The following is a 13,831-nucleotide window of genomic DNA, read 5'->3' on the forward strand; positions in this document are numbered from 1 at the left end:
TCGTTGTAGACGAACTGCCCAAAACGGTTTGCGAGAAATACTTGTCGTGGCTTTCTCCGTCTGACGTAGGGGAGAGCTTTGTTTATGTTTGGAAATGTCCATAAGAGCAGAATCGGTTAACCATTTGCTAATTTAGGCTAAAGCCACTCCTTATTTTATCCATTACTATTTGAAGCATAACGATATGGATAGAGGAGGATTTTAATGCAGCCATTTAACGGTCTTGGAATGGGGATGGGCAATTTGTCGAGGTTATCGCCGGCGAAGACAAGATCCATCAGCGCGGAGAACTTTACCGGTGACAAAGGAAAGGGAGGTATGGCAACCGAGGGAACCGGAAAGGATTTCGCGCGGGATTTGGGCCAGGGGTGGAAAATTTCCCCGTCCGTACATATTCCGGCTAACACTACATTTACGGTGGCGGAGATCGAAGGGCCGGGCGCTATTCAGCATATTTGGATGACCAGCTTTCCGACGACCTGGAGAACGTGGATTCTTAGAATGTATTGGGACGGTGAAGATAAGCCTTCCGTGGAGGTTCCTCTTGGCGACTTCTTCTGCAATGGGTGGTGCGAGCGCAGCAACGTGATTTCGCTCCCGGTTGCCGTTAATCCGGCTGGAGGCTTCAATTGTTATTGGGAAATGCCATTTAAAAAGTCGGCCAAAATTACGATGGAGAACCGGTCGAATGAGACGGCGATTTTATTTTACCAAATTGACTATACACTGACCGAAGTGCCCGAGGATGCGGGATATTTCCATGCACAGTGGCGCCGGAGCAATCCGCTGCCGTACAAGGAAGTTCATACGCTGCTGGATGGCGTGCAGGGGCAGGGGCATTATGTAGGAACCTATTTGGCCTGGCAATCCAACAACAATGGCTGGTTCGGGGAGGGGGAAATCAAATTTTACTTGGATGGGGATGAAGAATACCCGACCATTTGTGGAACGGGAACGGAGGATTATTTCGGAGGTGCCTGGAACTGGGAGCAGCCGCAGGGGGAGTACGGCATTTACTCCACGCCGTTCCTTGGAATGCATCAGGTCATCAAGCCGGACGGCCTGTATCGCAGCCAGCAGCGATTCGGCATGTACCGCTGGCATGTGCTCGATCCTATCCGGTTTGAGCAGGATTTGCGGGTAACTATACAGGCGCTGGGCTGGCGCTCCGAAGGAAGATATCTTCCGCTTAAGGATGATATTGCATCCACGGTATTTTGGTATCAGTCGAAACCATTTACGAACTTCCCGCCTCTTCCGGGGAAAGACGAGCTGGAGGTTATTTAACCACATTAGAAAGTTTAAGTTCATTAAAGCTTTAAAATAGAACAACTTTCTAATTGGCATAAAAAGCTACCTCTAATACCGGGTTATTCATCTTCGAAGAGTCTTCGTTAGGAGTTTTTTTAATTTCTTGGTGCTGAGACGCCATGAAAGTGAATTTAACATTGGAAGGGTGGGATGTGTGATCACGCCATCTTCCTACCCGAGCCGCAAGCGCGCCTGTCGGCGCGCCTTGCGAAACTGAAAGCTTAGCGCGAGTAAGTAGGAGGTTCACTTACGCGACCACTTGCCAAAAACTGAAAGTGAAACAAACGATTATGGATGGCACGCGTGTCTCATCCCGCACCTCCTTTTCTTAAGGTCGATTCTATCAATTGCCGGTTCCGCAGGCTTTTCTCCATTCAATTATGCCTTTTAGAGCCGGGAAGGACATGAACAACAAGGGAAGGAGGTGATCATTGACGTTTTCCCGTTTGCTTTGAAAGCGAATACAAAACAAGGAGGTTTTGCAATGCGAATAAAAAAAGGATGGTATTCTGCCGTAGTTTGTTGTTTGGCAATAGTGTTATGGTGGGGAGGCAATCTGCCGGCTTCCGCACAGGAGGGGCCGACTTCAGGACCGATTAACCTCGCTCACGGACGAATTCCCGAGGTGGTGAAACCCGACGCCAATATCATGTATCAAATGAACATCCCGGACTACGGTTCCCCGTTGAATGAATTGTACAAGCTGACGGACGAGATCCCCGCCAATAGGAATGACTGGGGAGATTCCACCTGGTTTAAATTTTACCGGGATTCCAAGCGGGAACTAATCTTTGACCTGGAGCAGCTCAGCACGATTAACGAGCTATCGATAGGCTTCGGGCAAAGAAGCGATGTCGGGATTGCTCCTCCGCTTAATGTCAGATATTATGCTTCCGGCGATGGGGAAAATTACGTCTTTCTGGGCAAGGCGGAAGCCGATGTTCCGCTGTACTTTGAGAATGTGAAGCCGGCCCCTGATAAAGATATTCATCTGAAAAAATACAAGCTTGATAAAGTAGGCACAGAGCCTATGAATATCCAGGCGAGATTTATTAAAATCACCTTCGTGGTCGATGTGAACTGTTGGGCTGACGAAGTCGAGATTTCGGGGTATGAGGGAATTGTGAACGGAGCTCAACCCCCCAAGGCTCAGCCCGATCCGGACAATCCTGAAGTGAACCGCTTTCCGGCTCCGGGATCACAGGAAACCGCCTATATGTCCGATCAATTTCTGTTCCCTACAGGGGCTTATAAAGATCCGGAAATTACTAATTGGACCAAAGAAAAGGTGCTCAGCGTCCTGGGATACCAGGATCTGAAGGGGAATTATACCGATTGGCTGTTCGATGATATTCTTTTTTCGACGGTGGCTGCGATCATCACGCCTTCCGGGTTTGATTCCAACGGCTTCGGCATCTTTGCAACTCAGGCCGATTACCGTTCATACTTGGATTTCGTTTTTCAGGAAGACACCCAGCTCGGAGCCATTAACAAGGCGGCCGGCGAATTAAACGCCCTTCTGGGCACGGATAAAAAAGTAAGAATAAACTTTGCCATTCCGAAATTGACAGCCAGCTCCGATTTTGGAGATCTATACGGAGACGGTCGTCAAGTCAGCCTTAAACCACAGGATTTTGCCGATCAGGTGAGCGATCCCGATAGCGAAGCAGGCAAGATGGAAATGGCGCGGCTCGCACTGGAGAACAAAAAAGCGGCCATTCGCTGGTATATTGACGAAGTCGAGAAAAGGTTTGCACAGGCAGGCTATAACAATCTGACCTTAAACAGCTATTACTGGGTCCCTGAAAAAATATTTGACATGGGAGATTTTGAAGTGATTAGGGGCACGGCAGATTACTTGAAGAGCAAAAATTACTTTTTCACATAGGTGCCCTATCTGCAGTCGCAATCCCCTTATCTGTGGAGAGAGCTTGGTTTCACGGCTGCATCCATTCAGCCCAACTATGCCTTTAACTTTTACAAAAAGGGGGTTCTGCCGGCCACGGCCGATATTGCCCGCAAGGTCGGCGCTTCCGTTGAGGTAGAATATAATGATTATCATACTCTGGCCCAATATTTGAACTATGGCATTACAGAAGGGCATATGAAAGATACGTTCAACGTATATTATTTGGCTACGACGCCGATCGTGGACGGGGCCAACGCCTATCTTCCGCTCCAACCGGACAAAGCGGCCGATGCGACATCGATCATTAAGCGGACCGTCTATGATCGAATCTATGAATATGTGAAGGATTCGTATGTTAGAAGGTTTACTATGACGCTTGCAGCAGATCTAAGCCAGCCGAATCGATTGTCGGTTGTGCCGAAGATCACGCTCGCCGATCATTTCACAGAGGGCCATTTTACCGTTATATTTGATCCGGATAAAGTCGATTTTCAATCGTATGAGCTTCCCGCTTCTCTTGTCGATAAAGCACAGGTCACTGTGACAACCGACGTTCCCGGAGAGGTGAGGGTGGCATTTAAAATGAATCGGCCGGAGGATGCGCTCTACAGCGATTTGGCCAAAAAACAAGACCCTGTCTCGAGTGCCATAGAGATGGCCAAGCTGTATTTCAGTGCCAAGGACGGGGTTCCCGGAGAAGAGATCAAACGCCGCAGCTTTATCATTGCCCGGGAAGGAAAAATGACCGATATCCATGGCGATGTCTATTTAAACTGGAGTGAAAGCGACATTCTCCCCGGCTCGCTGGAGGAGCAAATTGTTGAGGCCGCGGAGGCGGTTCGCAAGGCCGAGGCTTCCTTGACTCTCCACGCAGCCGTAGACGCTGTAGAGAAGGTCGGCAGGCTGCCGGATGGAGGCAGCAAAAACAGATTGAATGAACGCTTATGGAACGTTAAAGGGCAAATCGGCGTTGCCCCTGTTTCAAGGCTGCTGGATAGCTACGAGGCTTCCGGAGACATCCGCGAACCGCTGCTGCACAAGCTTCGCAACCGACTTGAGCAAGCGGAACATCATGACAGTAAAGGGCATGGGCCGCAGGCGGTCAAGTCGTTAAATGATTTGGTAAAACACCTGGATATGAATTCTAATCGCAATCAAGTCTCTTCTGATGCTAAAGAAACACTGGATACGGAGGTTCAACAATTGATCAGTCTCTGGTCCGGCTTGACTCCTTAACGTTTGTTATATCGATTACAAATAAAGGCTGGATTACGACAATCGAGACTAGATACAACAAACGAAGATAGCTTGAACTGACATCAGAAACGTACTAGAAGAATCAGCTGAATAGCACGTACTAGGCGCTTTCTCATATGAAGGCGTCTGTTTTTGTTTTTACAAAAGTATCGAAATAATTTTCATAGCCAATTGATGCCCTTGAAGACGTTCTGTTATCGTTTTCTGGGGTAATTGCTTAGGATGTCAGTTCATGTTCTAAATTTGATCAGCATTTGTTTTCATGATGCTTTTGACTATTATCCCATAGACTCAGATTATGAAAAATGCATCCCTTTGTTGCGCATGTTGTTGCAATCATCTTTAGATATGTAACTATGCGCTCGCATTTTTGTGTCATACACGAGCTTATATTATGTTGTCGCATATAAGGTTTTCATTTTTGTTACCGTAACCTAACCCGCAATATTCCTTCCCTCATGCTTTTGATTGTTATCCCCTTAGCTCAGAAATAAGAAAAAACCGGAATTTCATGGATTTGGGGGGATTTTCAATTCGCTAACTGATTTCGTAATATCCTTATACAAGCACGGGCGAGACGATCAAAAATCGGGACGTTCTGCAATTGTAAATTCAGACGAAAACAGAATTCATCCAGGTAATGCTGTAAATACTTCGGTCCGATCCCGTTAAATACTCGATTGGTCCAGGCTCTCGCTTTGCGCAAATAATTCCGCAGGGAAGGAACGCGTTGATAATGGTAGCGCCTTGTCTCGATATCCACGTCTATTGCATCCGGGCTGACATGCTCCTTGATGAAGTGCTCGCCCGCAGACCGATAGATTCTGCCATCCTCTATATCTTCCGGACGAACGGTTTTGATTTTGACCTGCTGAGGTACAGTTCCATTGCCCAAGGAAGCAACGACGAATACAGGCCTCTGTTCGGGATAGAGCCCTAAGACCGATGCAGCGCTGCGGAAAGGGCGATGAAAGGCTGTGCCTCCCTTCACTACACCGGTTAACGGATTGGCGTTATCAGCCTGAGACAAAGCTTGGCGAATCTTGTGAAGGATCGCCCAGGCGGTTTTATAAGTGACCTGCAGGAAAGAACTGAGCTGAACGGCATTCGTGCCTCGCTCGGTATTGGCAACGAGATGAAAAGCGAGAAACCATTTGCACAGTGAAGTCCGGCTTCCTTCCATCACTGTACCAGTGATCAGGGAAGTCTGGTGTCGGCAGCTTCGGCACTCATAGAGCGGCAGCCGGCGGGAGCGGATGACATACGCCTGCCTATGCCCACAACGAGGGCAGGAAAAGCCATCCGGCCATTTCGCTTGATAGATGAACTGCATACAGTCCTCCTCGGTTTTAAAGCGATCCTGAAAAGCTTTTTCCTCTTGCCGAAAAGCCTCCTCGTCCCATTTAGAGTACCGATCCATAGACAGATTTAACAATAGATCCTGAATAATCTTCGAATCTACACTTCGACTCACATTCGCTTCTGGCTCTCGGTGCAAATCCGAACGGCAGCCTACCATATTTCCATGCAAAGCTGATTGTAAATTTATATCTATCATTCCACGTAAATTTGAACGGAAGCTTTCATTTGTCTTTACATGTAAATCCGAACCGAAACCCTCTTCATACTTTCCATAATGATCAGAGCCAACATTGCTGGCCAGATTTCGATCCAAACCTGAATTGAAATTCATACGTCGATTTGTATACAAAGCCTCTGAAGCAAATGTCGACACAGCATTCACCCCGAAACAGAACGTTTGTTTGCTATTATTATACAGAATGTATGTTCCTATTTCAAGCTGTATTAAAGAGTGGTGAGAAGTACTGATCGAAAGGGATAACAGTCAAAAGGTGTGGGGAAGAGATACAGGCGCGGCCGCAGAGGAACAGAGTGTAAGGGATGGCAGTCGAAGGATGTGGGAATGGAAGAAACTGATCCAAAGGGATAACAGTCAAAAGGTGTGGGGAAGAGATACCGGCGCGGCCGCAGAGGAACAGAGTGTGAGGGAAGGCATTCGAAGGATGTGGGAATAGAAGAAACTGATCGAAAGGGATAACAGTCAAAAGGTGTAGGGAAGAGATACCGGCGCGGCCGCAGAGGAACAGAGTTTAAGGGACGGCAGTCGAAGGATGTGGGAATAGAAGGAACTGATCGAAAGGGATAACAGTCAAAAGGTGTGGGGCAGAGATACCGGCGCGGCCGCAGAGGAACAGAGTATAGGGGATGTCAGTCGAAGGATGTAGGAATAGAAGGAACTGATCGGGGGATCGTCAGACAATAATTGGAATGCTGGTGAATCCCCTTATGTAAGAGAATTTATTGAATATAAACTATTTTTCATGATCGGACCATACGTTGTCTCAAGTGGATTATATACGGCTGCTTCATTGTTTTTGACTGCGGTAGAAGGACGGGGGAACGCCCTCCAATTGCTTGAAGGCCCGGCTAAATGCATGGATGCTCTGAAAACCGACCTCTTCCGCAATTTCGGTTAGCGGGATGGAGGTGAATTGGATCATTTCCTTCGCTTTCTCTATCCTCACCATCTGATGATATTTGATAGGAGAGCTTCCGAAGGCTTTTTTGAACAGGCGGATAAAGTGGTTATTGCTCAGGTTTGCCATCTCCGCCAGCTTGTCCACGTTCACCTCTTCGTTGAAATGATGGTTCAGAAATTGCTTGACCTTGGTCAATTGCTCCCAGTTGGAGTGGATGTGGCTGTTCTGATTCCAATGGTGTTCTCTCAACAGGAAAATCCAAAGCTGAATGAACAAGCCCTTGACCGACGCCTGACTGAAGGGCAGTCCCATATTGAATTCGCGAATGAGATCGAGCAGCAGCTTCTCGAAAACAAGCGGGTTCCGCAGCCGAAAATGATTCGGTAGATCAAATGGAGGCACGGAACAGTCGTCTTCCCGAAACCAGGCGTGTTCCTGTGGGGACATTTCTTCAATGGGTTTAAAAGAGACTTTGACCTCCGGGCTGTCGGGCCGGTAGAACAAATCAAAATGGATATGGGGTTGACGGAGAGGGATGCTTCCTTTCACGGCAATGGAGTGTCTTTGTCTCGGCTTAAATAGAAAGATATCGCCCGGCTGGCCGTTGTACACCTGATCCAAAACCGTAATGATGACTTCACCTTCCTTAATATACAGCAGCTCGTAGTCAAAAAGGTCCCTCTCTTTAACTTTCCAGGTTGGAACAATGACGTTATCCAACGCTACCCGGATATAAGGAGATAAGGCGTTCAAATCCATGGAGCAACCCCCGTTTTCGCTGATTAAAAACATTGTAGGGGACAGGCGCCAAATTGGCAATATGCGTTAAATGATTAATATTCCAAGATAAATACCTCTGAATCCGGGGGCGTTATGATGATAGAGAAGGATGATCAGGAGATGTGAATAAATGGTGCGAGGGGAATCGATGCGTGAGAAACCGGTGCTAAGGAATTAATGCGTCGAAAATCGGGTGAAAGAATCAACCTGGCCAAGGGATCAAGAGAAGGGGATTTTTGTAAGTCAAGCTAATTGAAGAATGATGTGAAGAGAGTTGAAGCGTTAGATGTGAGTAAAACGAATGGCAGAGAACGATGTGGAACGAAGGGCGGGAGAAATCGGTGAATGAAAAATTAGAATGGCTGAGGTCCTGGGTTCAGATAAAGAATTTGCCGGATGGTTATGAACTTATAATAAACGGGGAAGAGACAGAAATCGCCGCAGAGGAGGGTAGAACCAAAGCGGCTTCACTGGAGCTCATTCGAAAAGGAGCGGCCATCACCACAGACCGGGCGGGGGTGGAAATGATGTTGGCCGATCCGCAAATGGAATGCATCTGGAAGCCTCATTTGGCGCCGGAGGAGGATTTAGTGATCGGGGACATGGTATTTCGTTCTCCGGCGATTGTTTTTGTCTGCGGAAGCCGGATGTTTGCTCTTATTCCGGATCTTGACGAAATAGAGAGAGAAAGGCGCGTTCCTCATAGGATGGACTATGTGGAGCCCGACCGCACCCTGTATTACGAGCTGGGGTATTATGTAAAAATAGAGCATGTGTATCACCGGAAGATACAGGAACGGTTTAGGCTGGAGCATGGTCAACGCTTGTTTCGCTTCTATTTGGTGGAATGGGACGGCGTGAACGGAAAACGGAACTTGGCCCCGGTGGCGGACTTTATGTGGGAGAAATTTGCCAAACGACGCATGTTAGCGGAATCCTCCATAGTGTCCGATGATAAAGCCTTGCTGTCCGGAATGGAAAAGTACGCGGAATACACTTATGATTGGGCTTTTAACCGATGGGGGAGCATCGTTTGGCAGCAGTTCAGGCTGAAGGACGAGGAGGTGGGCGGATGTGTATTTATTGTACGTGCGGCCCAGACACCCGGCGGCGGTCTGGAGAATCATTGGCGGGAACGCAAAAGTCTGTGGAACCAGGCTTGGTTCTGCAGTCTGAGAAGCGCCTACGGTTACCGTTTGTGGGGGGAGCACTGGCGATCCTGTGGCGGGCGTTTGCCTTCCTGCGATTTAGTGGCCAAGGCCGCTTTGGCTAAAGCCTTTGCCTTGTCTGCACCTCAGCGGGACGGATTATTTCCCAATGTTTATTCGGCGGATAGTTCGTACCGGTGGGAGAACGGAGAATGGGGCTTCTCCAATCGGAGGCCTCCCGGCCATGAGCATTATGCCCATTTGCTGGATATGTCCTGGACCTGTTATTGGATGCTGAAATGGTATGAGGATCTGGAAAGGGATGAACGGCTCCTTGGCTATACGATTAATTATGTAGAGAGGCTCCTGCGGTTGCAGGCGCCGGACGGAAGCTTCCCGGCCTGGGTTCATATCGATAGCGGAGAACCTTCGCCTTATCTGCTGAACAGCCCGGAGACGTCTATGCATGTCTTGCTGTTAGCCAGGCTCTACAGAATAACCGGCAACAAGATGTACCTGGATTCGGCGGAGATAGCAATGGCTTTTGTAAAGAGAGAGATTATGCCTTGCGGAAGGTGGGAGGACTTCGAAACGTACTGGTCCTGCTCGGCGGCTTGGGAAGGCAAGCAGCCCGGGGTGAAGGATAAAAGAAGCGGATTATACAATCAATGCACCTTCTCCATCTATTGGACGGCCGAGGCACTGAAGGAGCTGTATTGGGCCACCGAACATCGTCCTTATCTGGAGGACGGGGAAGCCGTGCTGGGAGAGCTTTCCCTGTATCAGGCGGTATGGGAGCCTCCATATATGACGGTCCCCACTCTCGGCGGGTTCGGTGTCATGAATTCCGACGATGAGTGGAATGACGCCCGCCAGAGCTTGTTCGCGTTGACTTATTACGATTACTACAAGATCACCGGCAAAGAACAGTACCGGGCGCGAGGATTGTGGGCGATGCGGGCTTCCTTTTACATGATGTATTGCCCTGAGAATGCTGTCGTGAAGAAGCTTTACGAGAACCGTTTCCCTTATTTTGGGGCCAAGGAATACGGGTTCTCGATGGAAAATGTGCACCATGGCCCGGACAGCGAGCATATTGTAGGCGAGTTCACCATCTTCGATTGGGGAAATGGTGCGGCTTGCGCTTCTTTGGCCGAGCTATTGTTCAGAAAATAACGTCCGCAACATTATAGGCAACAAGTGAGCGAAACCGCCATGCAGAGCGGTACCATACGATGGCGTACGATTTGGCAAACGCATATCCTAACACTCATTATCGCGGCAACAGCGGGCCTAGTCGTGGACAAGCCCCGGCACATGCGGCCGGGGCGTACTTTCAGCAATTGATTTTGCTAAGCTCCATCCTCACGAGGCTGGTCAATTCTTCTTCATAGCCTCCGGAAACTCTGTATTTTCGCATAAAGGTTTTAACAAACTTCGCAGGATCCTTCGGTTTGTAGATTCGGGTCAGTTCAGCCAGGCTCTGCTTCACTTCGTTGTTCCCCTTTGCTGCCATATCCCATCCCTCCAAATTGTCCGATTTATACAGCATACACAGTCTAAATGGTATTTAGTCCTGTTTTGCCCGCAGTATGGGCCTAAAACCTATATAAACCAAAAATCGGAGAGTTAAACATGGAATATGCTTCCTGGCCTCGACCCGGGTTAGAGCAGCTTAATGCTTCTTCAGATCGGACTGGTCGGCTTCGGATTGTAATTGGCTGGTTTCCTTCTTGTTCCGGCCGGTCCGGTCGGCTGCCGATTGCGCTTGCCGTGCTTTAAGCTGTTTGGCGGAAGGCTGTTCCCCTGACATTCAAACCCCTCCTTTCATCTTCATAAGCAGGAATTATTTTAAATCGGTGGAGTTTCCCGTATATAGATTTATTTATCGCCGCGATCCACATGAGCCCGGGGAGGCTGATGGTCGTGATGCTCCTCTTTAGCCGGTTCTTGCTCGGCTTTATAGCTGACCAGCTTCCACTCGGTAGTTCCCAACATAGGATCGGCGGGGAAAATATCTCCCCGGTTAAGAGATTCTATCCGTCCCCATTCGTTAGCGTACATCCCGTCCACCTCGATAGGTTCTCCGGATATCGGCTTCATATCTTTATCCTTCGCCATATATACCCCTCCTTAAGAGTCGATTCATCCCATAGGTTGCCCCGGGACAGCCCATTCCATAATAAAACAGATGAAACTTATCGGGTGAGTTTTAAACTGCCGAGACAAAAAAAGACCGCCCCGGTCCATGATGACCTGCGGGACAGCCTTACATGGGTATATGGTTATGCAGAGCTTTCCTGTGTACCGGGTTGGGCGGACGAGGAAGGAATAGGGTCAGTTGACTGCCCAGACCTTTGGCGACCGCGTCCCATGTTGAATAATCCGTTCAAAAGAATGGCGGTGAAGCTTCCGGCTACGATGCCGTTGCTCGTTAAAATTTGGATGCCGGCAGGAAGATCCGAGAATAAATCCGGGGCAACAGTAACGCCGAGGCCAACTCCGATGGAGCAAGCTACAATCAGCATGTTCTCCTGCCGGTTCAGATCGACGGTGCCGAGAAGCTTGATGCCCGAGGAGACAACCATTCCGAACATAGCCAGCATCGCTCCTCCAAGAACGGGAGTCGGAATGATCGTGGTGGCGGCCGCCACTTTCGGCACCAAACCGAGCACGATAAGAATTCCGCCTGCCGCTACGATCACCTTGCCGGTTTTTACCTTCGTCAACTGGATCAGCCCTACATTTTGCGAGAAGGCGGTATAGGGCAGGGCGTTAAACAGTCCGCCAAGCACAGTGGCCAATCCTTCGGCCCGGTACCCTCCGGTAAAATCTTTCGAATTCAGATCTTTATCGCAAATTTTTCCGAGAGCCAGATAAACCCCGGTAGATTCGATCAGGCTGACAATGGCCACCAGAATCATCGTGATGATAGCCGAAATTTCAAAGGTAGGCCAACCGAAATAGAACGGCTTGACCATATGGAACCACTCTGCCTTCCCGACAGAGGAGAAGTCGACCAGGCCCAGGAACCAGCCTGCAACCGTGCCTGCGATAAGGCCGAGAAGAATCGAGATCGCCCGCAGGAACCCGGTGACAAACCGGTTCAACAGCAAAATAAAGATCAGGACCCCGAAGGAGAGGAGCAGACTGACGGTTCGTTCGAATGCTGTTTCTCCTCCTCCCATGTCGGTAATCGCTACCGGAATCAGCGTAAGTCCTATGATGGTTACGACCGAGCCGGTAACAACCGGCGGGAAGAATCGGATCAGCTTCCCGAAGAACGAAGCAAACAGGAAGACAAACAGGCCGGATGCAAGAATAGCCCCGTAAATAGCGGTGATGCCGTATTGAGAGCCGATGGCGATCATCGGACCGACCGCAGTAAACGTACAGCCCAGCATGACGGGAAGGCCGATGCCGAAGAAACGGTTTTTCCAAACCTGGAGAAGGGTGGCCACCCCACAGGTGAGCAAATCGATCGATATCAGATAAGATAATTGGGTAGTCGTGAGGCCGAGCTTGCTTGCAATGATAATGGGCACTATGACTGCGCCGGCGTACATGGCCAGTACGTGCTGGAGGCCGAGAGACAGCAATTTGGTCGGATTACGCATGACTGCCGTTCCCCTCCGCAGTCAATACGGCGGAATCTTCTACGAACCGGACCTGTCCGTCGGTCAGGGACTTGATTCGGGCAAGCGATTCTACGCGGAAGCCCGCATCATCGAGCTTCGCTCTGCCATTCTGGAACGATTTTTCAATCACGATCCCGATGCCCGCCACCTCGGCCCCGGCTTGCCGAACAATCTTCGCCAGACCGAAAGCGGCCTCCCCATGAGCCAGGAAATCATCGATAATAAGAACTTTGTCGCCTTCTTCAAGAAATTTCTTGGAGACCGTAATTTCATTGGTCACTTGCTTGGTGAAGGAGTGAACCTGCTCGACATAAACATTGTTCTGCAGGGTAAGCGACTTCTGTTTGCGGGCAAACAGAAGGGGCACGTTTAACAGCATAGCGGTCATGATAGCGGGAGCGATACCTGACGACTCGATGGTCAGCACTTTAGTAATCTGGTCCTGAGCGAACCGGCTGACGAATTCTTTGCCAATGGCCAGCATAAGCTGCGGATCAATCTGATGATTCAGGAACGAGTCCACCTTAAGCACCTGATCGGACAGGACGATTCCTTCGGCCTGAATTTTTTCCTGAAGCAGTTTCATGGAGAACCTCCTATAGTTAGCATTATTCCCAACGAAAAATAAAAACTCGAGCGAACGAAGCCTGACTCCGATGAGTCCGGCTTGTCCCTCGAGTGAATGACAAATAAACGACGCAAACGCCAATAGACGCATTCACTCGTAGTCCAGTCATTTCCGGTGACCGGGTAGAGACTCGCAGGCCAATTCCTGCCATTATACGAGGAATCATTCAATTTTTTATGGTGCTAGTATACTCTATCTTCGCAGAAAAAGGAAGAGGAATTTCATTGAAAACCGAACTATAGAAAATGGCCGGAACAAGAACGTTCGTTTTATTTTATCGACGTTTAATTGGTAGAAAACGATTACGGGTGGCCGGGCGTTTATACTTCGACCTTCGGAAATAATCGTGGTCGTTTCCAGAACAGCCTCTCGGAGGAAATCCTTCTGCGATACAAACCGGTCGTTCGGTCCTATTAGGCTGACCGAGGCTATCGCTTGGACAGCGGTGTCAAAAAACGGTACCACAATCGTGGGTGAAAGTGCCGGATGAGGCGAAATAGAAGTAGGAATGCATTTATTTCATGGTGAAAGTGCTAGATGGATAACGCGCGAAAATTCAGGTCTTCTAAGCGGGAAACCGCTAAACGTAGATGGCGTAAAGTATTCTGTGTACCAAGATTTGGAGCCTTCACAGGCGACAAAAAAGTAGGGTATTCTCG

Annotated in this window: 10 protein-coding genes, 1 pseudogene and 1 riboswitch; of the genes and pseudogenes, 4 read left to right on the forward strand and 7 right to left on the reverse strand. The window is 49.1% G+C overall.

Going from position 1 to position 13,831, the window contains the following annotated elements; translation table 11 throughout:
* Positions 1 to 204 precede the first annotated feature (204 nt).
* From ACFQ03_RS25240 to ACFQ03_RS25250, 3 genes and pseudogenes are all read left to right on the forward strand, one after another.
* Positions 205 to 1,287, forward strand: a complete 1,083-nt coding sequence (locus ACFQ03_RS25240; RefSeq protein WP_144940973.1) for a glycoside hydrolase family 172 protein — start codon at positions 205 to 207, stop codon at positions 1,285 to 1,287.
* Between the two features lie 1,054 nt (positions 1,288 to 2,341).
* Positions 2,342 to 3,460 (forward strand): annotated as a pseudogene (locus ACFQ03_RS25245) (DUF4855 domain-containing protein); the annotation flags it as partial.
* Between the two features lie 501 nt (positions 3,461 to 3,961).
* Positions 3,962 to 4,456 (forward strand): FIMAH domain-containing protein, encoded by a 495-nt coding sequence (locus ACFQ03_RS25250; RefSeq protein WP_379291812.1) that lies wholly within the window; start codon positions 3,962 to 3,964, stop codon positions 4,454 to 4,456.
* 550 nt (positions 4,457 to 5,006) lie between these two features.
* On the opposite strand, the gene ACFQ03_RS25255 is transcribed toward ACFQ03_RS25250, so the two are convergent.
* Complete coding sequence (locus ACFQ03_RS25255) at positions 5,007 to 6,170, reverse strand: transposase (protein ID WP_379291814.1); 1,164 nt, start codon at positions 6,168 to 6,170, stop codon at positions 5,007 to 5,009.
* A 694-nt stretch (positions 6,171 to 6,864) separates the two neighbouring features.
* Positions 6,865 to 7,737, reverse strand: coding sequence for an AraC family transcriptional regulator (locus ACFQ03_RS25260; protein WP_379291802.1), 873 nt, complete (start codon positions 7,735 to 7,737; stop codon positions 6,865 to 6,867).
* A 362-nt stretch (positions 7,738 to 8,099) separates the two neighbouring features.
* On the opposite strand from ACFQ03_RS25260, the gene ACFQ03_RS25265 reads away from it, so the two are divergent.
* Positions 8,100 to 10,082, forward strand: a complete 1,983-nt coding sequence (locus ACFQ03_RS25265) for a hypothetical protein (RefSeq protein WP_379291804.1) — start codon at positions 8,100 to 8,102, stop codon at positions 10,080 to 10,082.
* Between the two features lie 160 nt (positions 10,083 to 10,242).
* Here the strand turns inward: ACFQ03_RS25265 and ACFQ03_RS25270 are convergent, their stop codons facing one another.
* From ACFQ03_RS25270 to ACFQ03_RS25290, 5 genes are all read right to left on the reverse strand, one after another.
* Entirely contained in the window at positions 10,243 to 10,422 is a 180-nt protein-coding gene (locus tag ACFQ03_RS25270; protein ID WP_144940987.1) for a hypothetical protein, read from the reverse strand.
* Between the two features lie 159 nt (positions 10,423 to 10,581).
* Positions 10,582 to 10,719: a hypothetical protein gene (locus ACFQ03_RS25275; protein ID WP_379291806.1), complete on the reverse strand. Its 138-nt coding sequence runs from the start codon at positions 10,717 to 10,719 to the stop codon at positions 10,582 to 10,584.
* 68 nt (positions 10,720 to 10,787) lie between these two features.
* A complete protein-coding gene (locus ACFQ03_RS25280; protein ID WP_144940990.1) occupies positions 10,788 to 11,027 on the reverse strand; it encodes a hypothetical protein in 240 nt (79 codons plus the stop codon).
* A 164-nt stretch (positions 11,028 to 11,191) separates the two neighbouring features.
* Positions 11,192 to 12,523, reverse strand: coding sequence for a nucleobase:cation symporter-2 family protein (locus ACFQ03_RS25285; protein WP_379291809.1), 1,332 nt, complete (start codon positions 12,521 to 12,523; stop codon positions 11,192 to 11,194).
* Positions 12,516 to 13,130, reverse strand: coding sequence for a xanthine phosphoribosyltransferase (locus ACFQ03_RS25290; RefSeq protein ID WP_144940996.1), 615 nt, complete (start codon positions 13,128 to 13,130; stop codon positions 12,516 to 12,518). The genes ACFQ03_RS25285 and ACFQ03_RS25290 overlap by 8 nt, the downstream gene beginning before the upstream one ends.
* A gap of 119 nt (positions 13,131 to 13,249) precedes the next feature.
* Positions 13,250 to 13,350, reverse strand: a riboswitch (purine riboswitch).
* Between the last annotated feature and the right edge of the window lie 481 nt (positions 13,351 to 13,831).

It is taken from the genome of Paenibacillus residui, assembly GCF_042677205.1.
GTDB classification, from domain to species: domain Bacteria; phylum Bacillota; class Bacilli; order Paenibacillales; family NBRC-103111; genus Paenibacillus_L; species Paenibacillus_L residui.

What these genes read in the sequence shown, in the direction of transcription:
- ACFQ03_RS25240 (WP_144940973.1), top strand. Translation starts at nt 205, where the DNA reads ATGCAGCCATTTAACGGTCTTGGAATGGGGATGGGCAATTTGTCGAGG.
- ACFQ03_RS25250 (WP_379291812.1), top strand. Translation starts at nt 3,962, where the DNA reads ATGACCGATATCCATGGCGATGTCTATTTAAACTGGAGTGAAAGCGAC.
- ACFQ03_RS25255 (WP_379291814.1), bottom strand. Translation starts at nt 6,170, where the DNA reads ATGAATTTCAATTCAGGTTTGGATCGAAATCTGGCCAGCAATGTTGGC.
- ACFQ03_RS25260 (WP_379291802.1), bottom strand. Translation starts at nt 7,737, where the DNA reads ATGGATTTGAACGCCTTATCTCCTTATATCCGGGTAGCGTTGGATAAC.
- ACFQ03_RS25270 (WP_144940987.1), bottom strand. Translation starts at nt 10,422, where the DNA reads ATGGCAGCAAAGGGGAACAACGAAGTGAAGCAGAGCCTGGCTGAACTG.
- ACFQ03_RS25275 (WP_379291806.1), bottom strand. Translation starts at nt 10,719, where the DNA reads ATGTCAGGGGAACAGCCTTCCGCCAAACAGCTTAAAGCACGGCAAGCG.
- ACFQ03_RS25280 (WP_144940990.1), bottom strand. Translation starts at nt 11,027, where the DNA reads ATGGCGAAGGATAAAGATATGAAGCCGATATCCGGAGAACCTATCGAG.
- ACFQ03_RS25285 (WP_379291809.1), bottom strand. Translation starts at nt 12,523, where the DNA reads ATGCGTAATCCGACCAAATTGCTGTCTCTCGGCCTCCAGCACGTACTG.
- ACFQ03_RS25290 (WP_144940996.1), bottom strand. Translation starts at nt 13,130, where the DNA reads ATGAAACTGCTTCAGGAAAAAATTCAGGCCGAAGGAATCGTCCTGTCC.